This window comes from Pseudomonas sp. Pseusp3 (assembly GCF_047304225.1).
In the GTDB taxonomy this organism is placed as follows: Bacteria; Pseudomonadota; Gammaproteobacteria; order Pseudomonadales; family Pseudomonadaceae; genus Aquipseudomonas; species Aquipseudomonas fluorescens_CD.
Window position 1 is genome coordinate 55,355 of sequence record NZ_JBGLYV010000005.1, and the last position, 23,098, is coordinate 78,452.

20 protein-coding genes are annotated in these 23,098 nt (G+C 61.3%); 5 read left to right on the forward strand and 15 right to left on the reverse strand.

The window, feature by feature from the left end; genetic code table 11:
• Positions 1 to 236: 236 nt before the first annotated feature.
• The 4 genes from ACCD00_RS03155 to ACCD00_RS03170 form a co-directional block, all read right to left on the reverse strand.
• A complete protein-coding gene (locus tag ACCD00_RS03155) occupies positions 237 to 854 on the reverse strand; it encodes a hypothetical protein (RefSeq protein WP_413421831.1) in 618 nt (205 codons plus the stop codon).
• On the reverse strand, positions 851 to 2,326 hold the full coding sequence (locus tag ACCD00_RS03160; RefSeq protein ID WP_413421833.1) for a PAAR domain-containing protein: 1,476 nt from the start codon (positions 2,324 to 2,326) through the stop codon (positions 851 to 853). The genes ACCD00_RS03155 and ACCD00_RS03160 overlap by 4 nt, the downstream gene beginning before the upstream one ends.
• 310 nt (positions 2,327 to 2,636) lie before the next feature.
• Positions 2,637 to 2,885: a DUF6124 family protein gene (locus ACCD00_RS03165; RefSeq protein ID WP_102670603.1), complete on the reverse strand. Its 249-nt coding sequence runs from the start codon at positions 2,883 to 2,885 to the stop codon at positions 2,637 to 2,639.
• Between the two features lie 553 nt (positions 2,886 to 3,438).
• The gene (locus ACCD00_RS03170; protein WP_413421835.1) at positions 3,439 to 4,494 is read right to left on the reverse strand and encodes a haloacid dehalogenase-like hydrolase; all 1,056 of its coding nucleotides are present in this window, start codon (positions 4,492 to 4,494) and stop codon (positions 3,439 to 3,441) included.
• A gap of 242 nt (positions 4,495 to 4,736) precedes the next feature.
• Here ACCD00_RS03170 and ACCD00_RS03175 point away from each other — a divergent pair, with 242 nt between their 5' ends.
• Entirely contained in the window at positions 4,737 to 6,128 is a 1,392-nt protein-coding gene (locus ACCD00_RS03175) for an L-cystine transporter (protein ID WP_413421837.1), read from the forward strand.
• Between the two features lie 104 nt (positions 6,129 to 6,232).
• Here ACCD00_RS03175 and ACCD00_RS03180 read toward each other — a convergent pair whose 3' ends face one another.
• Entirely contained in the window at positions 6,233 to 6,745 is a 513-nt protein-coding gene (locus ACCD00_RS03180; protein ID WP_413421839.1) for a dihydrofolate reductase, read from the reverse strand.
• A gap of 85 nt (positions 6,746 to 6,830) precedes the next feature.
• Here ACCD00_RS03180 and ACCD00_RS03185 point away from each other — a divergent pair, with 85 nt between their 5' ends.
• Entirely contained in the window at positions 6,831 to 8,201 is a 1,371-nt protein-coding gene (locus tag ACCD00_RS03185) for a DUF2868 domain-containing protein (RefSeq protein WP_413421841.1), read from the forward strand.
• On the forward strand, positions 8,194 to 9,570 hold the full coding sequence (locus tag ACCD00_RS03190; RefSeq protein ID WP_413421843.1) for a GTPase/DUF3482 domain-containing protein: 1,377 nt from the start codon (positions 8,194 to 8,196) through the stop codon (positions 9,568 to 9,570). Before ACCD00_RS03185 ends, ACCD00_RS03190 begins: the two co-directional genes overlap by 8 nt.
• 135 nt (positions 9,571 to 9,705) lie before the next feature.
• On the opposite strand, the gene ACCD00_RS03195 is transcribed toward ACCD00_RS03190, so the two are convergent.
• The 7 genes from ACCD00_RS03195 to ACCD00_RS03225 form a co-directional block, all read right to left on the reverse strand.
• The gene (locus ACCD00_RS03195) at positions 9,706 to 10,263 is read right to left on the reverse strand and encodes a phosphonate degradation HD-domain oxygenase (protein WP_413421845.1); all 558 of its coding nucleotides are present in this window, start codon (positions 10,261 to 10,263) and stop codon (positions 9,706 to 9,708) included.
• Positions 10,263 to 11,396, reverse strand: a complete 1,134-nt coding sequence (locus ACCD00_RS03200; RefSeq protein ID WP_413421847.1) for a TIGR03364 family FAD-dependent oxidoreductase — start codon at positions 11,394 to 11,396, stop codon at positions 10,263 to 10,265. Before ACCD00_RS03200 ends, ACCD00_RS03195 begins: the two co-directional genes overlap by 1 nt.
• A 118-nt stretch (positions 11,397 to 11,514) precedes the next feature.
• Positions 11,515 to 12,540: a putative 2-aminoethylphosphonate ABC transporter substrate-binding protein gene (locus tag ACCD00_RS03205; RefSeq protein WP_413421849.1), complete on the reverse strand. Its 1,026-nt coding sequence runs from the start codon at positions 12,538 to 12,540 to the stop codon at positions 11,515 to 11,517.
• Between the two features lie 49 nt (positions 12,541 to 12,589).
• On the reverse strand, positions 12,590 to 14,314 hold the full coding sequence (locus tag ACCD00_RS03210) for a putative 2-aminoethylphosphonate ABC transporter permease subunit (RefSeq protein ID WP_413421851.1): 1,725 nt from the start codon (positions 14,312 to 14,314) through the stop codon (positions 12,590 to 12,592).
• On the reverse strand, positions 14,314 to 15,390 hold the full coding sequence (locus tag ACCD00_RS03215) for a putative 2-aminoethylphosphonate ABC transporter ATP-binding protein (RefSeq protein WP_413421853.1): 1,077 nt from the start codon (positions 15,388 to 15,390) through the stop codon (positions 14,314 to 14,316). The genes ACCD00_RS03210 and ACCD00_RS03215 overlap by 1 nt, the downstream gene beginning before the upstream one ends.
• A gap of 229 nt (positions 15,391 to 15,619) precedes the next feature.
• On the reverse strand, positions 15,620 to 16,483 hold the full coding sequence (locus ACCD00_RS03220; protein ID WP_413421855.1) for a LysR family transcriptional regulator: 864 nt from the start codon (positions 16,481 to 16,483) through the stop codon (positions 15,620 to 15,622).
• A 16-nt stretch (positions 16,484 to 16,499) separates the two neighbouring features.
• Positions 16,500 to 18,761, reverse strand: a complete 2,262-nt coding sequence (locus tag ACCD00_RS03225) for a heavy metal translocating P-type ATPase (RefSeq protein ID WP_413421857.1) — start codon at positions 18,759 to 18,761, stop codon at positions 16,500 to 16,502.
• Positions 18,762 to 18,854: 93 nt separating this feature from the next.
• On the opposite strand from ACCD00_RS03225, the gene cadR reads away from it, so the two are divergent.
• A complete protein-coding gene (gene cadR, locus ACCD00_RS03230; protein ID WP_111285329.1) occupies positions 18,855 to 19,304 on the forward strand; it encodes a Cd(II)/Pb(II)-responsive transcriptional regulator in 450 nt (149 codons plus the stop codon).
• A 136-nt stretch (positions 19,305 to 19,440) separates the two neighbouring features.
• Here cadR and ACCD00_RS03235 read toward each other — a convergent pair whose 3' ends face one another.
• The 3 genes from ACCD00_RS03235 to ACCD00_RS03245 all read right to left on the reverse strand — a co-directional run bounded on the left by ACCD00_RS03235 (position 19,441) and on the right by ACCD00_RS03245 (position 22,153).
• Positions 19,441 to 20,412, reverse strand: a complete 972-nt coding sequence (locus tag ACCD00_RS03235) for a thymidylate synthase (RefSeq protein ID WP_413421859.1) — start codon at positions 20,410 to 20,412, stop codon at positions 19,441 to 19,443.
• A gap of 48 nt (positions 20,413 to 20,460) precedes the next feature.
• Positions 20,461 to 21,273 (reverse strand): prolipoprotein diacylglyceryl transferase, encoded by an 813-nt coding sequence (gene lgt, locus ACCD00_RS03240; RefSeq protein WP_008020018.1) that lies wholly within the window; start codon positions 21,271 to 21,273, stop codon positions 20,461 to 20,463.
• Between the two features lie 97 nt (positions 21,274 to 21,370).
• Positions 21,371 to 22,153, reverse strand: a complete 783-nt coding sequence (locus ACCD00_RS03245) for a sulfite exporter TauE/SafE family protein (protein WP_111285325.1) — start codon at positions 22,151 to 22,153, stop codon at positions 21,371 to 21,373.
• A 133-nt stretch (positions 22,154 to 22,286) separates the two neighbouring features.
• On the opposite strand from ACCD00_RS03245, the gene ACCD00_RS03250 reads away from it, so the two are divergent.
• Entirely contained in the window at positions 22,287 to 23,033 is a 747-nt protein-coding gene (locus tag ACCD00_RS03250) for an NRDE family protein (RefSeq protein WP_413421862.1), read from the forward strand.
• The last annotated feature ends 65 nt before the right edge of the window (positions 23,034 to 23,098 follow it).

Here is a 23,098-nt window from a genome sequence, read left to right on the forward strand (position 1 = left end):
CCTGTAGTTCCCGACCAGGCAAGTATGCCTATTATTATACCGAGGGTTTCACCAAACATCATTAAGTACGAGCTTAGCAGGGCCAATCCAAAAGCAGGCAAGACACCTCCGATTAGATACATAACTGGCCAAAGGATACGTAACACCACGTATATTTACTCCATTAAATAATCATCGGGCTGAATAAAGTCTCGACCTGATAGGTTTCCGCCTTCCTGAGTTCCTCGATGCGCGAGTCAAGGATTTACCCACGGCCTGGCAACTTGTAGCTTGATGAGATAACGCTCCTCTGTCGGACGCTTGTCGTCTCTAAAGCGATTGACCACCAACATCACTTGATACTGATTACCCGCTTGCCAGGTAGACGTGCCGCCTTTGTTCACGTCTCGTAATCGGGCCCGCCATTCGGGAGTGTCAGCAAAAGGTGGGTCGTCACCGACCCGAATGGGTATCCAGCCACCGTGGCGCCATTGCGCCTGCAAATCCAGCACGACTTTGAGGGTATCGTCGAGTAACAGCGGCTCGATTTGCGGGGACATGCGCAGACTTCTGACTAACCCATCACGATCGAAACTGACCGTGAAAAAGCGAGCCAGCGGGGTCCCGAATCCGAACTGAGGATCCAGGAAGCGAAGACGAGCATCCGACTTGGGTAATCGCCCCCAAAACTGCCCAGGAATGGCAGGGTCAATGGCCGCGCTGGAGCGCTCGCGCATGGTTTCCCAAGGCTCGCCAATCACCAGTGCAATCTCCGGTTCATCCGAAAGCGCTCGGATTGCTGCCACTACCAGCAGAGCCGCAACCGCAAGTGACAAAATCCTGCGCCGCCACCCCATGCGTCGCAGCAGACTCATCGCACGCCCCGGCCTGCGGCTATGTCGAGAATTGCCTGTTCGATGAGATGGCGATCAGAGCGCCGCAGGAGCTCATCAAATTGCTTCGCGGCCTTGAGCACAAAGGTCATGCGTTGATGGATATCGGCCAGGTTGGCAGAGTAATCGCTGCTGAAGTCAACGGTGCGACCGTCTTCGCTGGGGCGGCACTGACTGGCCAGCGTCAGCTCGACGGCTGTAGCAGCGCCGGAAGGGATGCCTGTGACATAGGCGACGTGATTACTGCGTAGCAGAAATACCAATTGCTCGTCGCTGTACATTGCCGATTGCAGGATGTTCTGCTGTTCGTGCCAAGCCAGATGCACAACACTTTCGGCAATGTTGCCAGCCTCAATGGCCGCAAAGGCCTGCAGTATTTCCTCATGGTAAGTGCCAAACTCCAGTTTTTCCTGGTCGATCGGCCACAACACAGGTTGTTGTACATGCCCAAATATGTCTTTCCGTGAAGCGAGGCAAGTCTTGAGCGCCGACAACCCTCGCTCTTTGTAAAAAGCATGTAGTGGAAACACATCCAGAAACAGCGTGGTATTGCCCAGCGCCAGCATGTCGTGCACGTACTGGAGTTGCTCCTGTATGAGTGATAACGATTCGTTCGGGCTCCGCACGTCGAGCCACCATGTCGGATTGTTGCGACGGGCCTCTTCGTAATCCCGTTCAGCCTGCTCAAGCTCCCGCGCTCTCGCTTGCTGCTTACTCTTGCTAGCCCATCCGAACAAGCCAGCAGGCTGCTTCCTGAGTGCCTCGACCCGACGCCGTTTTGCCTCCTGCTGGGCATCGATCTTTTCGATCGAATCAGCCGCATGCAACAACCCACAACCCACCTGCTTGGAGGCGAACGCCGCGAGGCCTGCCCATTGGAAACGCTGATCTTCCAACCACAATCGAGCGTACGCCGCATTGATCGCTCGATTACGCGCCTTTGGGTCTGCGATCAGAACGCCGCCCGGCGCCACGACGGCCTCGGCTCTCTGCTGGTATCCACGCCACAGGTTCTGGCAGATTACCCCCGGTAACTCGCTGAAAGACGGCGTCGCGGGGCTCGCGGCAGGTGCAAAACCGGAGGGGCGCGGTTCGACTATCGGTTGGCGCGCGTCCGTCGGTGTCGCGGGTTGAGCGGCGGCTCGGGCAGGCGGCGCGACGTTGCCAACGTCGATCTGTTGGCTCCTGTTGGTCTGATTGGCAATCAACTTGGGCAGTGGATCGCACTTGCACTTGCACAGGTCGCCGTCCAGTGCGGGCTTACGTCCATCCCACTCCTCCGAAAGACGTGGGCTGACGCAAATGATGGTCCCGGTACTGTCGCATTCCGGGCATTTGACTTCATCGCCCTCACGGGCCATGGCCTGGCCATTGATGCGGCCATGAGGAAAACCACTGACGACAGTGCCGCCGACGGTGGTTTTGGCCCCGACCGTGATGTAATAGCGCTTCATGCGAAATGTGTCCCTGTCAGATCGAAAGGACGCACGCTAGAAGAGGCGAAGTGGTGGAAAAATCAGACGCTTCTTTGATTGATGTAGGTCAATTCTGAAATGAGACTGGATATAGACGTCGGAGTGCTCGCGTTAACCGTCGAACATAAAAATGCCCCGCCAAGTGCGGGGCATTTTTGTTTCTGCCGGTCACCTTTCACCTGTAGGAGCGAGCCTGCTCGCGATGGACTGGAGAACGCCGCTGGGTGTCAGGCTTCCAGCGTTATCGTTGACGACCATCGCGAGCAGACTCGCTCCTACAAGGGCAGAACTATTCCTGTGGATCGAGATTATCGAGAGCCTGGTTCACCGCCAGCTCGCCCAACATGATGACCTGCGCAATCCCCAGCATCGTGCTGCGTTGGGAGCCTTCCAGCAGGCCGGCGAAATCGCTGGCCATGACATTGGCCGAGGCGAGGGATTCGCAGGCGTGGGCCAACAGGGTTTCGGTGTCGAGGCCGGGCGCGATCAGGAATGTTCGGCTGGGTTTGCGCGGAGGATCGGGGGTAATTTTGAGCATAGATAAAACTCCTTACACCATAAGACAAGGAGCCATCACCCTCGCTACCAAACGAAGGGTGGCGGCCATGCGCAGGTTGGTAGACCGGGGTGTAAGGAAACCGGCGCGCCCGAAAGCGCCCTGTGCATGACCACCATAAAAAGCAGAGACGCAAGAACGTCTGCAAATCATGATGCTTTGCACCCTACACAGCCGGGCTACCAAACCCGATCACTGATGTTCAGTGACAGGGAGACGGTAGAGTCCGGGAGTAAGGCGCACAAGCCGGCGGATTCTGGCGTAGTCGTAGTCCCTTACGCAAGAATGCGTAGGTTGCGACTGTCAGAGGATGTCGATCAAACAGAGGCTTTCATTGCACTGGCTGGCCTCTTCGCGAGCAAGCCCGCTCCCACAGGGTGTTTGATGTGAACACTGGATGTGTGAACAACAACAATCAAACTGTAGAAGCGAGCTTGCTCGCGATGGTCGCAAGGACGCCGCGTCAAATCAGACAGTACGCGTCATCGTTAACGACCATCGCGAGCAGGCTCGCTCCTACAGTGGATCAAAATCCTTACTGGATTTCTTCAGGCTTGACGACCACCCAGTTCTTGTCGGCAGTCACCGTCAAGCCTTCCTTGGCCTGGGCCGCAGCGTGCTTGGCCATCATGCCTTGGATCTGGGTCATGTATTTGTCTTTGCGATTGACCCACAGGTGGATGCCGCCCTTGGCCACGTCAACACTGTGGAACAGCATGTAACCGTCGCTGCTCGGGGTGTCGCCGCCGACCAGCACCGGTTTTTTCCACTCGTCGATGTAGGTCAGGATTGCCGCGTGCTTGCCGGCCATCCAGGTCGCCGGGGTCCACAGGTACGGGGTCACTTCAAGGCCAAGGTTGGCCTTCTCGTCATATTTGCCGGCGGTGATCTGCTTGCGCGCGGTGGTCAGTTCACCCGTCTTCGGGTCCTTGAGCAGCAACGACACGCCGATCACGTTCTGCGGCTTTACGTTGTAGCCATACTTCGGATCGGCCGCGACCATGCGCACCAGCTCTTCGGAGGCGGCGGTCATCACGTAGACCTCGATGCCGTTCTCCATCAGTTTGTTGTACAGCTCTTGCTGGCCGGTGAAGATTTTCGGCGGGTTGACGTCGAGCTTCTTGACCACATCGCCTTCGTAATAAGTGGCCGGCACCGGTTTGCCGGACGCCATCATCTCGTCGACGTAGCCCTTGAGTTCCTTGAGCGTAAAGCCGGAGAACACCTGGGCGACCCATGGATAGCAAACCATGTCGTCGACTTCACAGAGGCGGTAGTAGTAGCTGAACAGGCTTTCCTTGTGGTCGGCGGTGTCCTTGAACGGCATCAGTTTCAGGGAGGGGTCGAGCTTGTCACGGGTGATCAGGCCTTTGTTCTCCATGAACGGCAGCAACGACTCTTCCAGGTCATAGCGGTAACTGGTGTTGTCCATGTCGAACACCGCGTAGTTACCCTTGTTGGCGTTGGCCGCGATCATCGCGTCCAGTGCCTTGGCCTGATCGGCTGGCCAGTGTTTCAGATCCGTTGCGAAAACCTGGCCGGCAAGGCCCAGGCAAAGTGCTGCAGCCAGTAATTTCGGTGCGAACTTCATCGGCGTTTCTCCCTGAATGTGAAAGACATCGACGCTAACAAATAAGTGTGACAGTCCTCGTCTGTCAGCGACCGTCCGCGTCCCTTTCGCGTCAGTTGCATTTCTGACAGCGACATCCGCTTATTCCAAAAACGACGGATACCATACGTTTTTGATATTAATTCATTAGTTTTCAAGCTGTTAGGCTTGCCGGTTCGCAGCTGCCCCGGATGGTAGCTGGCACAAGTCTCATGGGAGTCCCAATGAATCTGCCGCTGATTCTCAATCTGCTGGTGTTCCTCGCTTTGCTCTTCGGCCTGGCGCAAACCCGCCACACCACCTGGAGCCTGGCGAAAAAAGTCCTGCTCGCGCTGGTGCTGGGCGTGGCGTTCGGTGTGGCGTTGCACACGGTCTACGGTGCCGGCAACCCGGTACTGAAAGCCTCGATCGGCTGGTTCGATCTGGTGGGCAACGGTTATGTGCAATTGCTGCAAATGATCGTGATCCCGCTGGTGTTCGCCTCGATCCTCAGCGCCGTGGCCCGTCTGCACAACGCTTCGTCGCTGGGCAAGATCAGCTTCCTGACCATCGGCACGCTGCTGTTCACCACGGCCATAGCGGCGCTGATCGGCATCGGCCTGACCAACCTGTTCGGCCTGACCGCCGAAGGCCTGGTGGCCGGCACCCAGGAAATGGCGCGCCTGCAAACCATCCAGACCGACTACGCCGGCAAGGTCGCCGACCTGAATGTGCCGCAACTGTTGCTGTCGTTCATTCCGCAAAACCCGTTCGCCGATCTGGCGCGGGCCAAGCCGACGTCGATCATTAGCGTGGTGATTTTTGCTGCATTCCTGGGTGTCGCCGCGCTGCAACTGCTCAAAGATGATGCCGAGAAAGGTCAGAAAGTGATCAACGCCATCGACACCCTGCAAGCCTGGGTGATGCGCCTGGTGCGCCTGGTGATGAAGCTGACCCCGTACGGCGTACTGGCGCTGATGACCAAGGTGGTCGCCGGTTCCAACCTGCAAGACATCATCAAGCTCGGCAGTTTCGTGGTGGTGTCCTATATCGGCCTGGGCCTGATGTTCGTGGTGCATGGCGTGTTGGTGTCGGTGGCCGGGATCAATCCGCTGCGCTTCTTCCGCAAGATCTGGCCGGTGCTGACGTTCGCGTTCACCAGCCGCTCCAGTGCAGCAACGATTCCATTGAGCATCGAAGCGCAAACCAGTCGCCTGGGCATCCCGCAGTCCATCGCCAGTTTCGCCGCTTCGTTCGGCGCGACCATCGGCCAGAACGGCTGTGCCGGTCTGTACCCGGCGATGTTGGCGGTGATGGTAGCGCCAACCGTGGGCATCAACCCACTGGACCCATTGTGGATCGCGACGCTGGTGGCGATTGTCACGCTGAGCTCGGCCGGTGTGGCCGGAGTGGGTGGCGGCGCGACCTTTGCCGCATTGATCGTGCTGCCGGCGATGGGCTTGCCGGTGTCACTGGTGGCGTTGCTGATTTCGGTCGAGCCGTTGATTGATATGGGGCGTACGGCGTTGAACGTCAGTGGGTCGATGACAGCCGGTGCGATTACCAGCCAGGTGATGCAGCAGACCGATAAGGCGCTGCAGGATGCGGATGAGCATTCGGCGTTGGCGCAGGCTTAAGTACTTTAGCGACTGAGCGGGCCTCTTCGCGAGCAAGCCCGCTCCCACATTGGATCTGTGAGCCACACAAATCCCCTGTGGGAGCGGGCTTGCTCGCGAAGCTTTCAGGCTTTTTCCCAGACCTCGAAGCTGTACGCCGGTTTGTCGCCCTCGGCCGGATTCGGCACATTCGACACCAGTTTCCACTGGCTCAAATCAAACTCCGGAAACCACGCATCCCCTTCCGGGCTCAGCTCCACACGGGTCAGGTACAACCGATCGGCCTGCGCCAAGCCTTGCGCATACAACTGCGCACCGCCAATCAGCATCAGCTCATCGACGCCCTGCTCCTTCGCCCATGCTTCAGCGCGAACGACGGCGGCTTCCAGCGATGGATAAACCTCCGCGCCCTCCAGCAGCAGGTCCGCCTGACGGCTGACCACGATGTTCAAGCGGCCCGGCAACGGGCGACCGAGGGAATCCCAGGTCTTGCGACCCATGATGATCGGCTTGCCGAGGGTGGTGGCCTTGAAATATTTGAAGTCCCCCGGCAGGTGCCAGGGCATGCTGTTGTCGACGCCGATCACACGGTTTTCACCGAGGGCTGCGATCAGGCTGAGGGGGAGTGATTTAGTCATGCCGGCGAGGATACCAGAGCCTCGCTTTCGCCGATAAGCGCCACAGCGGTTATGCTCTCAGCTCAATGAAGCGACGGGATGCCGCGTGACTGAACTCAATACCCTCTGGCTGACGGAAACCATTCGCCTGCGCGAAGAACACGCAGGCCCCCTGGAAGACCTTGAAGCCAACCGGATGGCCCGTAGCGCCGGCGGCGATTTGCCGTCGCGCATTCAACGCCGGGCCCTGTGGCTGGCTGAACGCGATGGCCTGGCTGCAGCCCTCACACACTGGCTGCAAGGCGCACGACTGGCGCTGATCGTAATGGCGGCACTGGCCGTGATCAGCGGCGCCGGCCTGGCCTTTGCGGCAATGGGCGACGGCCTGCACCCGGTGAATGTGTTCTGGGCCCTGGGCAGCCTGCTCGGGCTGAATCTGATCCTGCTGCTGAGCTGGGCCCTGGGACTGGTGTTTGCCGGCGAACACGGCGCCAGTCTCGGGCGACTGTGGCTATGGCTGAGTGAGAGACTCGCTCGTGACGCCAAAGCCGCACAACTGGCACCAGCCCTGCTCCTGTTGCTGCAACGCCAGAAACTCAATCGCTGGGCCATCGGCGTGCTGGTCAACAGCCTGTGGTTGCTGGCGATGCTCAGCGCCCTGGTCATTCTGCTGACGCTGATGGCGACCCGACGCTACGGCTTCGTCTGGGAAACCACGATCCTCAGTGCCGACACCTTTATCGCCGTCACTCAGGCGCTTGGCGCGCTGCCGGCCCTGCTCGGCTTCAGCGTACCGACCGAGGAGATGATCCGTGCCAGCGGCGATGCCGCACTGAACATCGAAAGTGCCCGCCAGGCCTGGGCCGCCTGGCTGGTGGGGGTACTGCTGATCTACGGCGTTTTGCCGCGCCTGCTGCTCGCGCTGTTTTGCCTGTGGCGCTGGAAGACGGGGCAAACCGCGCTGCGTCTGGATTTGAACCTGCCCGGGTACGCGCAACTGCGCGAACGCCTGATGCCCACCAGCGAGCGCCTTGGCGTCAGCGATGTGGCACCAGCCCAACTGCATCGCGTGGAAAGCGGTGTCACCGAGCAGCAAAGCGACGGCGCGCTGTTGGTCGCCATCGAACTGGACGACCAACGCCCGTGGCCACCGCAATTGCCGAAAAACGTGAGCAACGCCGGCATCCTCGACAGTCGCGAATCGCGGCACAAACTCCTCGAACAACTGAGCCGCTTTCCTCCAGCGCGCCTGGCCATCGCGTGCGATCCACAACGCTCGCCGGATCGCGGCAGCCTGGCCTTGATTGCCGAACTGGCCCGCAGCGCCAGCGCCACCCGCGTGTGGTTGTTGCAGGCACCGCCCGGTGAAGCACTGGACGCCGAACGCCTCGGCGACTGGCACGTGGCGCTGCAACAGCTGGAGCTGCCTTTTGCCGACTGCGCGCCGATGAACTGGCTGGAGACGGGTCATGACTGACACCCGCAAACAGCCTCTGAAACTCGCCGTCGTCGGCCACACCAACGTCGGCAAGACCTCGCTACTGCGAACCCTGACCCGCGACGTCGGCTTCGGTGAAGTGTCCTATCGCCCCAGCACTACACGGCACGTCGAAGGCGCCCGTCTTTCGGTGGACGGCGAGCCACTGCTCGATCTCTACGACACCCCGGGCCTGGAAGACGCCATCGCCCTGCTCGATTACCTCGAACGCCTGGAGCGTCCCGGCGAACGTCTCGACGGCCCGGCTCGCCTGGCACGTTTCCTTGAGGGTAGCGAAGCCCGGCAACGGTTCGAACAGGAAGCCAAAGTGCTGCGCCAGTTGCTGGCGTCGGACGCCGGGCTCTACGTAATCGACGCCCGGGAGCCAGTGCTGGCCAAGTATCGCGACGAGCTGGAAGTGCTCGCCGGTTGCGGCAAGCCCTTGCTGCCGGTGCTGAATTTCGTCAGCAGCGCCAACCACCGCGAACCGGCGTGGCGTGAAGCGCTGGCGCGGCTGGGTCTGCATGCCTTGGTGCGCTTCGACAGCGTCGCGCCGCCGGAGGATGGCGAGCGTCGACTCTATGAAAGTCTCGCCCTGCTGCTGGAAACGGCCCGGCCGCAACTCGAACGCCTGATCGCCGATCAGCACGCCCAGCGTCTGGCTCGCCAACAAAGCGCCGAGCGATTGATTGCCGAATTGCTGATCGATTGCGCGGCGTGCCGGCGCAGCGTGGTCAGTGAAGCCGAGCAGGAACAGCAGGCGATCAGCGAACTGCGCAAAGCCGTACGCCAGCGTGAACAGCGTTGCGTCGAGGCCCTGCTCAAGCTTTACGCCTTCCGTCCACAGGATGCCGCGGCTGGTGATTTGCCGCTGCTCGACGGCCGTTGGGGCGATGACCTGTTCAACCCGGAAACCCTCAAGCAACTGGGTGTGCGCGTGGGTGGCGGAATCGCCGCGGGTGCTGCTGCGGGGGCCGGGGTCGACCTGCTGGTGGGCGGGATTACCCTGGGTGCGGCGGCGCTGGCGGGGGCCATCGCCGGCGGCGCGCTGCAAACCGCACGCAGTTATGGCAGCCGCTTGCTCGGCAAGATCAAGGGCCAGCGCGAACTGACGGTGGATGACAACGTGCTGCGCCTGTTGGCGCTGCGCCAGCGGCAATTGCTGCAAGCGCTGAACGCCCGCGGACATGCAGCGATGGACAGCATTCAGGTGGCCACGCCCCAGGACAAGAGCTGGCGCGAAGGCAAACTGCCCGAAGCCCTGAACAAGGCACGGGCGCATCCGCAGTGGTCGTCGCTCAATCCTCATCCCAAACTGAATCAGGCAGAGCGGCAGGAGCAGGTTGAGGCGTTGGCGCAGCAGCTTTAGTGGCTTGACTGATGATGCATGGTGTCAGCGCGGGCCTCTTCGCGAGCAAGCCCGCTCCCACAGGGGATGTGCGTCGGTCACAAATCCAATGTGGGAGCGGGCTTGCTCGCGAAGGCAGCCACTCGGCGCCGAGACTTACGCAGCCAACAACCGCACCGCTTTTTCCTTCAGTACCCCAAGATCAATCACCGGCACATGCATCTCTTTCGCCAGCTCATCCCACTGGCGCATGCGCAAGCTCACTGCACACAGCGGGTCCTGCTCGAACGCCTCAGCCTCTTCAGCCGTCATCACCCCGCCCTGATACTCCAGGGTCCGGCGGCTGGCTACGCTCAAGCGTTCGTAATACCCCGGTTCCTTGAGCGTCAGATAACGCTTGGCTTGAACGTGGTACTCCACCAGCCGCGCCATGCGTTCGCCAAAACCGGCGCGACGCAGGTAGTCGGCGCCGAGCCGCTCATGGCTGACCACGCCGAAGCCGCCCATGTTCTCCGCGCTTTCAGCGCAGATATGCCCGATGTCGTGGAAGAACGCCGCCAGCACCACTTCATCGTCGAAGCCTTCGGCCATGGCCAGCTCCGCCGCCTGGGACATGTGCTCGATCTGTGACACCGGCTCGCCGATGTAGTCGCTGTCGCCAAAGCGCTCGTACAAACCGAACACCTCGGCAATCACTCGTTCATTGCGCTCCATCAGATTTCCTCCAATACGGTGGCCACGTTGCGCTCAGCCATTGCCGGCCCGACGCTCATGCCGACACCGGTGTGCATCAACGCCACGCCCAGGCCTTTTTCCGGGCGCAGGAACGAGAACGGTCCTGGCCCCCGTGAACCATAGACGCCCTGCCAGCGTTCGACCACCTGCACCTTGCAGCCCAGGGTTTGCTCGGCCAGCTCGATCATCCAGTCATCGACCTGCTCGGCATTGAAGGGCGACGGATCGCGGCCGTAATGGTGCGAATCGCCAATGATCAACTCGCCATAGGGTGTCGGGCTGATCAGCAGGTGGATGCCATTTTCGTGCAGGTGCGGCGCGTGCCGCAGGATTTCCGCCTGCACCGCTGCAGCCTCCGGCAAGTCGGCGAAGGCGCCGTAGTGCACGCAACTCAAACCGGTGAGCAACGCGTGTTGCAGGTTGAGGTTGATCTGCGGTCGGGCGCGGAGCATTTGCAGGCGGCAGATTTGCGGGTCGAGCTCGGCGATGTGCTCGGCCAGCAAGGTCTGATAGTCATGACCGGAGCAGACGATGATCTGCTCGGCACTGAAGCTGCCGGCGGTGCTGTACAAGCGGCCCGGTTCGATATCGCGAACCAGGGTGGAGAAGTGAAATTCGACACCCAGGTCGCGGCGCAGGAAGTCGATCAGCGCCGGAATCGCTTCGCGTGAATACAGTTGCTGGTCGTCCACACCGTGCAACGCCGCGCGATGATGGCGGAACTGGCCGCCATACAAATCGCGCAATGCGGCACCGCGCAGCAGGTCGACGCGGTAGCCGTGTTCGACGGCGCGGCCCTCGCAGAAGGCTTCCAGCAGTTGCTCTTCCGCTTCGGTGCGGGCGAACAGGTACGAGCCATTGCGCTTGAGTTGCAGGCCGGCGAGCTGTGCCCAATCGCCCCAGATCCCGCGACTGGCGCGGGCCAGCTCCAGCATCGGGCCCGGCGGTTGGCCGGTGACCAGTGCCTGGCCGAAGTTGCGCACCGAAGCGCCGACCGGCGTTTCGCTACGCTCGAAAACCGTGACCTTCAGACCGCGTTTGGCGGCGGCATACGCATGGGACAAACCGAGGATGCCGGCGCCGACGATCAGCATGTCGTTGTGTTGTGTCATCTGGATGATGTCCTGAATTCAAGACCGCTTTCGCGAGCAAGCCCGCTCCCACATTGGAATGCGTAATCCTGTGGGAGCGGGCTTGCTCGCGAAGAGGCCCTTTCAGCCGATAAAGATCTTACTTGGCCGCCACTTTCTCGGACTTGCCGTCATAACGCTTGCGCCATTCGGTGAGGATCTCGTCGCGGTTCTTCGAAGCCCAGGCGAAGTCGTTCTTGATCAGGCGCTGTTCGTAGTCGGCTGGCAGTTCGGTTTGCGGCTTGGCGATGCCAGGCTGGGCGAGCACGGCGAAGTTTTCTTTGTAGAGTTCCATCGCCTCAGGGCTGGCGGAGAAGTCAGCCAGTTTTTTCGCGGCTTCCTCGTGGGCGGAGCCCTTGATCACGGCCGTCGCTTCGATCTCCCAGCCCAGGCCTTCCTTCGGCAGGATGATGTCCAGCGGTGCGCCCTGGCGTTTCAGTTGAACGGCCGGGTACTCGAAGGAAATACCGATCGGGAACTCACCGGCGGCGGCCAGTTTGCAAGGCTTGGAACCGGAGTGAACGTACTGGCCGATGTTCTGGTGCAGGCCGTCCATGTACGCCCAGCCCTGCTTCTCGCCGAAGGTTTGCAGCCAGGCGCTGACGTCGAGGAAACCGGTGCCGGACGATGCAGGGTTCGGCATGACGATCTTGCCTTTGTACTCAGGCTTGGTCAGGTCTTGCCAGCTCACTGGCTTGGTCAGGCCCTGCTTCTCGGCTTCGACGGTGTTGAAGCAAATGGTCGCGGCCCAGACGTCCATGCCGACCCAGGCTGGCGGATTGGCGGCGTCGCGGTAGTTGGCGCCGATCTTGCCCAGATCCTTGGGTGCGTAGCTTTGCAGCATGCCCTGCTGGTCGAGGATTGCCAGGCTGGAAGCCGCCAGGCCCCACACGGCGTCAGCCTGCGGACGAGCTTTTTCGGCCAGCAGTTTGGCAGTGATGATCCCGGTGGAATCACGCACCCACTTGATCTCGACGTCCGGGTTGGCCTTTTCGAAGGCTTCCTTGTAGGTCTTCAGTTGTTCGGCTTCGAGGGCGGTGTACACCGTCAACTCGGTTTTCGCCGCGAAGGCGTTCAGGCTGAAAGCGGTGAGAACAGCAGCGGCCAGGGCCAGGGGCTTGAACATGATCTTTTCCTGTTTTGAGTTGAGGGCTTTCGGTTTGAGGAGAAGCAAATCAATGACCGGGCGCGGTCTGCCGCCAGGCCTGGGAGCGGCGCAGCAAGCCGCGCGAAGCCCAGGCCAGCAGCAGGGACACGCCCGCCGAGGTGAACAGAATCAGGGTCGACATCGCTGCCGCGCCGCCGACGTTGCCGGCGTCGTCCATGTTCAGCACCGCCACCGCCGCGAGGATGGTGTCGGGGCTGTAGAGGAAGATCGCCGCCGAGACAGTGGTCATGGCCGAGACGAACAGGTAGCGCACGATGTCCAGCAACGCCGGCAGGCAGATCGGCACGGTGACGCGCAGGTAATGGCGGTACAGCGGGGCCTTGAGCGACAGCGCGGCGGCTTCGAACTCGGCATCGAGTTGACGCAGCGCGGTGGTGGCGGTCATTTGCGCGGTGGTCAAATAGTGCGCAATGGTGCAGACGATCAGCAGCGCCATGCTGCCGTAGAGGACGTGCAGCGGGTTGCCGGTGAGGTTGAAGAAGAAGACGTAACCCAACCCCAGCACCAGGCCTGGCACCGCCATCGGTACGAAGCTGAGCATGCGCAAGGTCAGGTTCAGGCCGCGCTGCCCCCTGGTTTTTTCCATCAGGTAGGCGCCGGTAAAGATCAGCATGGAGCCGATCAACGCGGTGCCCAAAGCCATCTTCAGGCTGTTGCCGTAGGCCAGCCAGCCACCGCCGGCGGTTTCGTTGAACTGGTAGTGGTTGAGCGACAGCGACAGGTTGTACGGCCAGAACTTCACCAGCGACGAGAACACCGCCATGCCGAACACCAGCAGCAATGCGGCGCTGATCAGCAACACGATGGCCAGGTAGCATCCGTCACGCAACTTCGACGGCACTGGCTTGAACACCTGGGCACGACCGCTCATGGAGTCGCCGTGCCGCCGACGCAACCAGGCGTCGACCCCGAAGCTGAACAGCGCCGGCAGCAGCAGCACCATGCCGATCAAGGCACCGCGGCCGAACTGCTGCTGACCCACTACCGCCTTGTAGGCCTCCAGCGCCAGCACCTGATAGTCGCCACCGACCACCACGGGCACACCGAAATCGGTGATGGTCAGGGTGAACACCAGGCAGAACGCCGCGAACACTGCCTGGCGGGACGCCGGCCAGGTGATGCTGCGGAAAGCTTTCGCAGGACTCGCGCCCATGCTGGAGGCGGCATCGAACAGTCGCGCATCCGCCAGGGACAACGCCGACAGCAGAATCATCAAGGCGTGCGGGAAGGTGTAGATCACCTCACCGAGCACAATGCCCCAGAAGCCGTAGATGTTGTCCGAAAGCAGACCACGCAACATGCCCTGGTTGCCGAACAGGTAAACCAGCGCAATGCCGGGCAGCATCGACGGCGCCATCAATGGCAGCAGCGAGATGCCGCGCCAGATGCCTTTGGCCGGAATCAACGTGCGTTGCAGGGCGTAGGCAAACAGGTAGGCCAGCGGTACGACAATGGCCGCGACGCTGAGGGAAACCTTCAGACTGTTACCAAGCAACCAGTGGAAGTTCTCGCTGGTCACCAGTTCTTTCGCTGCGAGCCAACCACCGCCCTGCCCGGCTTCGGCGCTGAAACCACGCCAGAAGATCGCCAGCAACGGCATCAACACGGCAATGCTGAGCAACACCAGCAGGAGGACTTTGCCGCCGACCACGAACAGGCGGTCACCGATCTCGGCGCGGGAGGTCTGCCGAACCTGCCTTTGTGGCAGCGGCAGCGCGAGGTTCGCGCTCATCAGGCAAACACCTGCAGGCTACGCGGCGGCAAGGCGACCATGATCTGCTGGGCGCCAAGACGCGGCATGGCTTCCGGCGCCAGTTCCGCCAACAGTGCATGGCCCGGCAATTGATCGAGTTCGAAGCTCATGCGGCAGCGGTTGCCGAGGAAGGTGATTTCGCGAACCTTGGCCGGGAACAGGTTTTCCTCGTGCACCAGCGGGTTGATGCTGATCGCTTCCGGTCGGCAGAACAAACGGCCCGATGCGGTCCTGGCGCCGCCATCGGCCAGACGCATGCTCATTCCGCCGACCTGGGCGTGGCTGTCGCTGCTGCGCTGGAACGGCAACCAGTTGCCCTGGCCGACGAACTCCGCCACGAATGGCGTGGCCGGGCGGTTGTAGATTTCCTGCGGCGTGGCGTACTGCTCGACCTTGCCGTTGTTCATCACGGCAATGCGGTCGGCCATCAGCATGGCCTCGTCCTGATTGTGGGTAACCATCAGCGTGGTGATGCCGAGGTTGCGTTGCAGCTGGCGCAATTCGGTGCACAGGTGCTCGCGTACCCGGGCATCGAGGGCCGACATCGGCTCGTCGAGCAGCAACAGCGAAGGCGCCGGGGCCAGAGCGCGAGCCAGTGCAACCCGCTGCTGCTGGCCGCCGGACAATTGACCGGGATACTTTTTCTCGCTGCCGCCCAGGCCGACCAGTTCCAGCATCTGACCGACACGTTGGCGAATCTGGTCGCGGCCATTGCCGGCGAGGCCGTAGGCAATGTTCGCTTCGACGGTCAGATTGGGGAACAACGCATAGGACTGGAACAGAATGCCGTAGTCCCGCGCCTGGGGTGGCAGGTGGGAAACATCGCGGTCGCCTAGGTACAACTCGCCACTGTCCTGCTTTTCCAGACCGGCGATGCAGCGCAGCAAGGTGGTTTTGCCACAGCCCGACGGGCCCAGCAGACACACCAGCTCACCGGCCGCCACGTCGAGGGAAACGTTATCCAGCGCCGTGAAGGCGCCAAAACGTTTCTGAACGCCGCGCACTTTCATCGGTGCACCGGGGTTGGTCAGGGCAGTTGCAATCGGGTTGTTCATGGACGGACCTCATCGAGCAGATGGGGGCCATCCTAGAGTTGTAATGAGTCCGTCATGTGGCAGTAAGGCAAAAACTGCCGATAGTGGTATTCGGGATTTTTGGTTCAGAGTTCAAGAGATGTATTGCCCGATCCGACGCCTTCGCGAGCAAGCCCGCTCCCACAGTTGAGTGCGGTCCCCTGTGGGAGCGGGCTTGCTCGCGAAGGGGCCGGTACTGTCACCACTGATCTCAGGCCGGAGCCATTTCCTGCGCCAACCCCAGAAACGCCGCCGGCAGCCGCGCGTTTTTACGCTCCTTGAGGCAATACAGGTATTCCGGGATTTGCGGCGCATTTTCGATGGTCAGCACCCGCAACTGCGGATCGTGCGGGACTTCCTGGCGGGCAATGATGCTGATGCCTATGTTGCGCAGCACCGCTTCGCGGATCGATTCGCGGCTGCCGATTTCCAGCAGCGGACCGAAACACACACCGGCACTGGCCAGCAGCTCTTCAGTCAGGCGACGAGTGGTCGAGCCCGGTTCGCGCATCAGCAGGGTATGCCCGGCCAAGGCGCCGAGCGGTACGTGATCGTGAATCGCCAGCGGATGATTGCGATGCACCGCCAGCACCAGCGGATCGCTGCCAAGCACCCGGCGAATCAGCCGCGCGTCATCGAGCAACTGCGACGATGCCGCGACATCGACCCGGTACTCTTCCAGCGCTTCGAGTACTTGCTGGGAGTTGCCGATTTCCACCGAAACCTCAACCTGCGGCAGTCGCTCGCGGAAGGTTTTCACCAGGTCGAGAATGTAATACGGCGCCGTGGCGGCAATACGCAATGTGCCCTGGACCTGGCCGCAGTTACGCAGGAAAAACTCGATGTCGGCTTCCTGTTGCATCAGCACCTTGACCATCGGCAGCAGCCGCGCGCCTTCTTCGCTGACACTGAGACGCCGGCCGCCACGGTAGAACAACTCGACCGAGTACTGACTTTCAAGGTTGCGGATCTGCGTCGTCACTGTCGGCTGGCTCAGGCCAAGCTTTTTTGCAGCCTGGGTAATGCTGCCCAGGCGGGCCACCATGTAAAACGCCTTCAGCTCGGCACTCAGCACAACCGTCCCTCATCCTTCACTTGCGCAGCAGGCGCAATCCGTTGAACACCACCAGCAAACTCACGCCCATGTCGGCGAACACCGCCATCCACATGGTAGCGACCCCGGCGAAGGTTACCCCAAGAAAGATCGCCTTGATGACCAAAGCCAGGGCGATGTTCTGCTTGAGAATGCTCGATGTCTGGCGTGACAGGCGGATGAATGCCGGGATCTTGCGCAGATCGTCGTCCATCAGGGCGACATCGGCGGTTTCAATCGCGGTATCGGTGCCGGCGGCGGCCATGGCGAAACCGATCTCCGAACGCGCCAGTGCCGGGGCGTCGTTGATGCCGTCGCCGACCATGCCGACCCGATGCCCTTGGGCATAAAGGGCCTCGATGGCCTGCAATTTGTCGCCCGGCAACAGGTCGCCCTTGGCCTCGTCGATACCGACTTGTGCAGCGATAGCCTGCGCGGTGTGGACGTTATCGCCGGTGAGCATCAGGGTCTTGATGCCCAGGTCATGCAGTTGCCGGATAGCTTCGCGGCTGCTTGCCTTTACCGTATCGGCGACGGCGAACAACGCCAACGGACCGGACGAATCAAGCAGCAGCACCACCGACTTGCCCTGCTTTTCAAGGGCAAACAGCTTTTCTTCCAGCGCCGGCGAACACAGGCCCAGATCCTCGACCAGACGATGGTTGCCCAAATGGTAGAGCTGGCCGTTGATCTCGCCGCGCACGCCACGCCCGCCCAAGGCTTCGAAGTTATCCACAATCAGCGGCGCAATTGGTTTATCCACAGCCGCTGTGGCGATGGCCAGGGAAACCGGGTGGTCCGAGCGCCCGGCCAGCGCGGCGGCAATGGCTGGCGCCGATTCATCGACGGTCGGGTCCAGCGACAGGTAATCGGTCTGTACCGGTTTGCCGTGGGTGATGGTGCCGGTCTTGTCCAGGGCCAGGTAGTCGAGCTTGTAACCGCCCTCCAGATAGACGCCGCCCTTGACCAGAATGCCTTTGCGCGCCGCCGCCGCGAGGCCACTGACGATGGTCACCGGTGTGGAAATCACCAGCGCACACGGGCAAGCCACCACCAGCAGCACCAGCGCCCGATAAATCCAGTCGAACCACAACGCGCCCATGAACATTGGCGGGATCACCGCCACGGCCAAGGCCAGGACGAACACCGCCGGGGTGTAGATTTTCGAGAAGCTGTCGACGAAACGCTGGGTCGGCGCCCGCGCACCCTGAGCCTGCTCGACGGCGTGGATGATGCGGGCCAGGGTCGAGTTGTCCGCCGCGGCGGTCACTGCGTACTCCAGGGAGCCGGCCTGATTGATGGTGCCGGCGAATACTTTGTCGCCGACGGTTTTCTCCACCGGCAGGCTTTCACCGGTGATGGGCGCCTGATCGATGGTCGAGCGACCGGACAGCACTTCGCCGTCCAGGCCGATACGCTCACCGGGACGCACCCGTACGCGCGCGCCGAGCCCTATGGTTTTGACATCCTGCTCAAGCCAGGTCCCGTCAGCCTGCAATACCGTTGCCGTGTCCGGGGTCATCTGCATCAGGCCACCGATGGCATTGCGCGCACGATCGAGGGATCGGGCTTCGATCAATTCGGCCACGGTGAACAGGAACATCACCATGGCCGCTTCCGGCCACTGGCCGATCAGCACCGCGCCGGTCACGGCAATGCTCATCAGCGCATTGATGTTCAGGTTGCGGTTCTTGAGAGCGATCCAGCCTTTTTTGTAGGTACCCAGGCCACCACTGAGGATCGAGACCAGTGCGATAACCGCCACCACCCAGTTCGGTGCGGTACCGGTGAAGTGGATAACTTCCGCCAGCAATGCACCAACACCGGACAGCGCCAGGGGCCACCACGGCTTTTTCCGCGGCGCCGGCCCCGGGGTTTCAGCCCCCTGATCCATCGGCTCGGCATGCATGCCCAAGGACTTGATGGCCTCGACGATCGGCTCGATATCGGGCAAGTCGTGGGTCACGCCGAGCACCCGATTAATCAGATTGAACTCCAGCTGCTGCACCCCGGTCAGTTTGCTTAGCTTGTTCTGGATCAGCGTCTGTTCGGTTGGACAGTCCATGGCCTCGATGCGAAAACTGCTCAGTCGGGCCCCGGGCGTCGGCGATTCGCTCAGTTTTACCAGCGCAGGCGCTGCCGCTTTAGATGAGCAGCAGGAGTCGCCGTGACTGCCATGGCCATGTTTTGGCACGGGTTTGAGCTTGTGGCTGTGCTCGTGTTCAGCCCCGGGTTTGTGGGAATGCAGGGAATCGCTCATTGGTTGCGTCCATAAGAGTGCCTGTTGCCAAGTAAAGACCCTGTAGCCACTATAGGGTCAAGCACCCTTTCTGGAGTTTTGGAGATTGGCGTCATGAAAATTGGAGAATTGGCGAAACTCACGGACTGCGCCGTGGAGACGATCCGCTACTACGAGCGCGAGAACCTGCTGCCGGAACCAGCCCGCAGTGACGGTAATTATCGCGTCTATACCCAGGCCCACGCCGAGCGCCTGACGTTCATCCGCAACTGTCGCACCCTCGACATGACGCTCGAAGAAATCCGCAGCCTGCTGGCGTTTCGCGACAGTCCGCAGGACCAGTGCGAAAGCGTCAACGCGCTGATCGACGAGCACATCCATCACGTCAAGGCGCGGATCGACGGCTTGCTGGCCTTGCAGACACAACTGCTCGACCTGCGCCAACGCTGCGGCGAGCGGCCGGGTGTCGATCAATGCGGGATTTTGCAGCGGCTGGAAGTAAGCGGCGGGGTTGTGGCGACGGAGGTTGAGCATTCCCATGTAGGCCGCAGTCACGGCCATTGAGAACACCACCCTCCCTCTGTAGGAGCGAGCATGCTCGCGATGAACTCAAGGGCGACGTGGGTCGTCAGACAATACGCGTCATCGTTAACGTCCATCGCGAGCAAGCTCGCTCCTACAAGGGGGATAGCGTGAAGCGTCAGACCGCCATCGGCGCGGTCATTGGCGCGTGGTGTTCGTAGCCTTCCAGTGAAAAATCGCTCGGCTCCACCAGCTCCAGCCATTGCGGCTGATACACGCCCGTCTTGGCAAACTCCGGCACACGCTCGGAAATCACCAGTTTCGGCATCGGGAACGGCTCGCGCTTGAGCTGTTCGTTGAGCATGTCCAGGTGGTTTTCGTAGACGTGGGCATCACCGATGAAATAGGTGAACCAGCGCGGCGTGTAGCCCGTCAGGCGACCGATCAGGCTCAGCAGCGCTGCACCTTCGGTGAGGTTGAACGGCGTGCCAAGGCCCAGGTCGTTGGAGCGGATGTAGAGCGTCAGGGAAATCTCCTTGGTCTCGACATTCGGGTGGAACTGGTACAGCAGGTGGCACGGCGGCAGGGCCATTTCATCAAGCTGGGCGCAGTTCCAGCCGTGGAACAGGATGCGACGGCTGCCCGGGTCCTTGATGATGGTATCGACGCACTGGCGGACCTGGTCGATGGCCTTGTACAGCACCACGTAGGCCTGGCCGTTTTCTTCGCCTTCAGCGATCTGGCGATAGCCTTGCTTCAGGGTCTGCTCGATGGCGGCCGGGTTGCTGAGCGGGATCTGCTTGTACGCCGGCCATTTTCGCCATTGCACGCCGTAGATTTCGCCGAGGTCGTCTTCGCCCTGACGGAACGGGTTGGCCAGCCACTGGGCGTTTTCGTTGGCGTTCTGGTCCCAGACCTTGCAACCCAGGGCGCGGAATTCGGCGGCGTTGTTCACGCCACGCAGGAATCCGCACATTTCGCCGACGGCCGATTTGAACGCCATTTTGCGCGTGGTGATCGCCGGAAAGCCTTCCTGCAGGTCATATCGCAGCATCGCGCCAGGAAAACTGATGGTGTTCACGCCGGTACGGTTGGCCTGTTTGGTGCCGTTCTTGATGACGTGGGCGACCAGTTCGAGATATTGCTTCATGAGTTACCTGTTTCCTTGAACCCGCAGCCATCGCTGCGGGGTTCGAATTTATACGGCTGCTGCTGGAGATGCCGGGGCGCGGTGATACGCCAGCCAGATCAGCAACAGACCACCGACGATCATCGGCACGCACAGCACCTGGCCCATGGTCAGCCAGTTCCAGGCCAGATAGCCCAGCTGGGCGTCCGGTACGCGGACGAACTCGACGATGAAACGGAAGATGCCATAGAACAGCGCGAACATCCCGGACACCGCCATGGTCGGCCGCGGTTTGCGCGAGAACAGCCAGAGGATCAGGAACAGCGCCACGCCTTCGAGGGCAAACTGGTACAGCTGCGAGGGGTGACGCGGCAGCTGCGCCGGGTCGCTGAACGGCGGGAAGATCATCGCCCACGGCACGTCGGTCGGCTTGCCCCACAGCTCGGCATTGATGAAGTTGCCGATACGCCCGGCACCCAGGCCAATCGGCACCATCGGCGCGACGAAATCCATCAGCTGGAAGAACGACTTGTTGTTCTTCCTGCCGAACCACAACGCCGCCAGCATCACACCGATGAAACCACCGTGGAACGACATGCCGCCCTTCCACACTTCGAAAATCAGTGTCGGGTTGGCGAGGTACGCATGCAGATCGTAGAACAGCACATAACCCAATCGCCCGCCGACGATCACCCCCATCGACATCCAGAACACCATGTCGGAGAGTTTCTCCTTGGTCCAGGTCGGGTCGAAGCGGTTCAAGCGGCGGGACGCCAGCAGCCAGGCGCCGCCGATGCCGATCAGGTACATCAGACCGTACCAGTGGATTTTCAGCGGACCGATGGCCAGGGCCACCGGGTCGATCTGCGGGTAAGGCAGCATTGCGACTCCTCGTTAGAGTTCAAATCTTAAAAATTCCCGGGCGACGCTGCCACCTCAGGATTAAGCCAGGATTGCGCTGTGCGTCAGAGCAGATGCTTCAGACTAGAAAGTTCAGGCCAACGCAGAACAGCAAAGCGGCAAACAGCCTTTTCAGCAACTTCGGCGACAATCGGTGGGCCAGTCGCGCGCCCAATCGGGCGAACACCATGCTGGTCAGGGCAATGCCCAGCAATGCCGGCAAATAAATGAAACCGAGACTATGGGCCGGGAGCAACGGATCGTGCCAGCCCAGAATCATGAAACTTAATGCACTGGCCAGGGCAATCGGCAGACCGCAGGCCGATGAAGTGGCCACGGCTTGCTGCATCGGCACACTGCGCCAGGTCAGGAACGGCACGGTCAACGAACCGCCGCCAATGCCGAAAATCGCCGAGGCCCAGCCAATCACGCTGCCGGCCAGGGTCAGACCGAGTTTGCCCGGCACGGTTCGGCTGGCCTTGGGTTTGACGTCCAGCGCCAGCTGAGCGGCGATCACCAGGGCGAATACACCAATGAGTTTCTGCAGGTTGGGGCCGGAAATCGCTTCCGCCGTCAGGGCGCCGAACCCGGCACCGATCAGAATGCCGACGGTCATCCACATGAAGATCGGCCAAAGCACGGCGCGACGGCGGTGATGCTCACGCACTGCGTTGACCGAGGTGAAGATGATCGTCGCCAGGGAAGTACCCACTGCCAGGTGCGTGAGGATCGACGGATCGAACCCTTGGGCCTTGAAGCTGAACACCAGCACCGGGACTATGATGATCCCGCCGCCCACGCCAAACAGCCCGGCGAGTACACCTGCACAGGCGCCGAGCGCCAGATAGAGCAGAAATTCCATGGTTGTCCCGCCCGTATCCCCAAAACCGGAGCGGCATGGTACCGGATGCATGGCCTTGAGCTCCACTGTGCAAGGCGATGGATCGATGAGTGATGTCTGCGTAGAGTGGGCAAAAACACACACGGACTCCCTTATGTGCCTGATCGTTTTTGCCTGGCGCCCGGGTCATGCCCAGCCGCTGGTCGTGGCGGCCAATCGCGATGAATTCTACGCCCGCCCCAGCCTGCCTCTGGCGCCATGGCCTGAAGCGCCGCACGTACATGCCGGGCGCGACCTCGAGGCCGGTGGCACCTGGCTCGGTATCGGTGCCAACGGACGTTTTGCAGCGCTGACCAACATCCGCGATCCCCTTCGACCGCCAGGGCTCAAGTCGCGCGGGGAGCTGGTCGCGCGATTTCTCACCGGGGAATTGCCAGTTGAGGACTATTTAGCCGACGTTGTCGACCATTCGAAGGAGTATGGTGGTTTTAACCTGCTGATTGGCAACACCCACGAGCTCTGGCACTTCAACGCCCGGGAATCGAGCGCGGTGATGCTGAAGCCGGGGGTCTACGGCTTATCCAATGCCGGGCTGGATACGCCCTGGCCGAAGTTACTCAAGGCCAAGGCTGCATTGAGCGAAGTGCTGGATGATCCGCAGCCTCAGGCGCTGCTGGCGTTATTGAGCGATGCGCAGACCGCGCCGTTTGCCGAGTTGCCGGATACCGGAGTGGGGCTGGCCACCGAGACGTTGCTGTCGAGCGTGTTCATTGCCAGCCAGAGTTATGGAACGCGGGCGAGTACGGCGTTGATTGTGCAGGCGGATGGGACGCGGCATATGGTCGAGCGCAGTTTCGGGCCGTATGGCGGGCACCTGGGGGAAGTGGAGATCAGGCTTTAGTTTTGTGTTGCCGGCACTGACGCCTTCGCGAGCAAGCCCGCTCCCACAGTTGTGTGGGAGCGGGC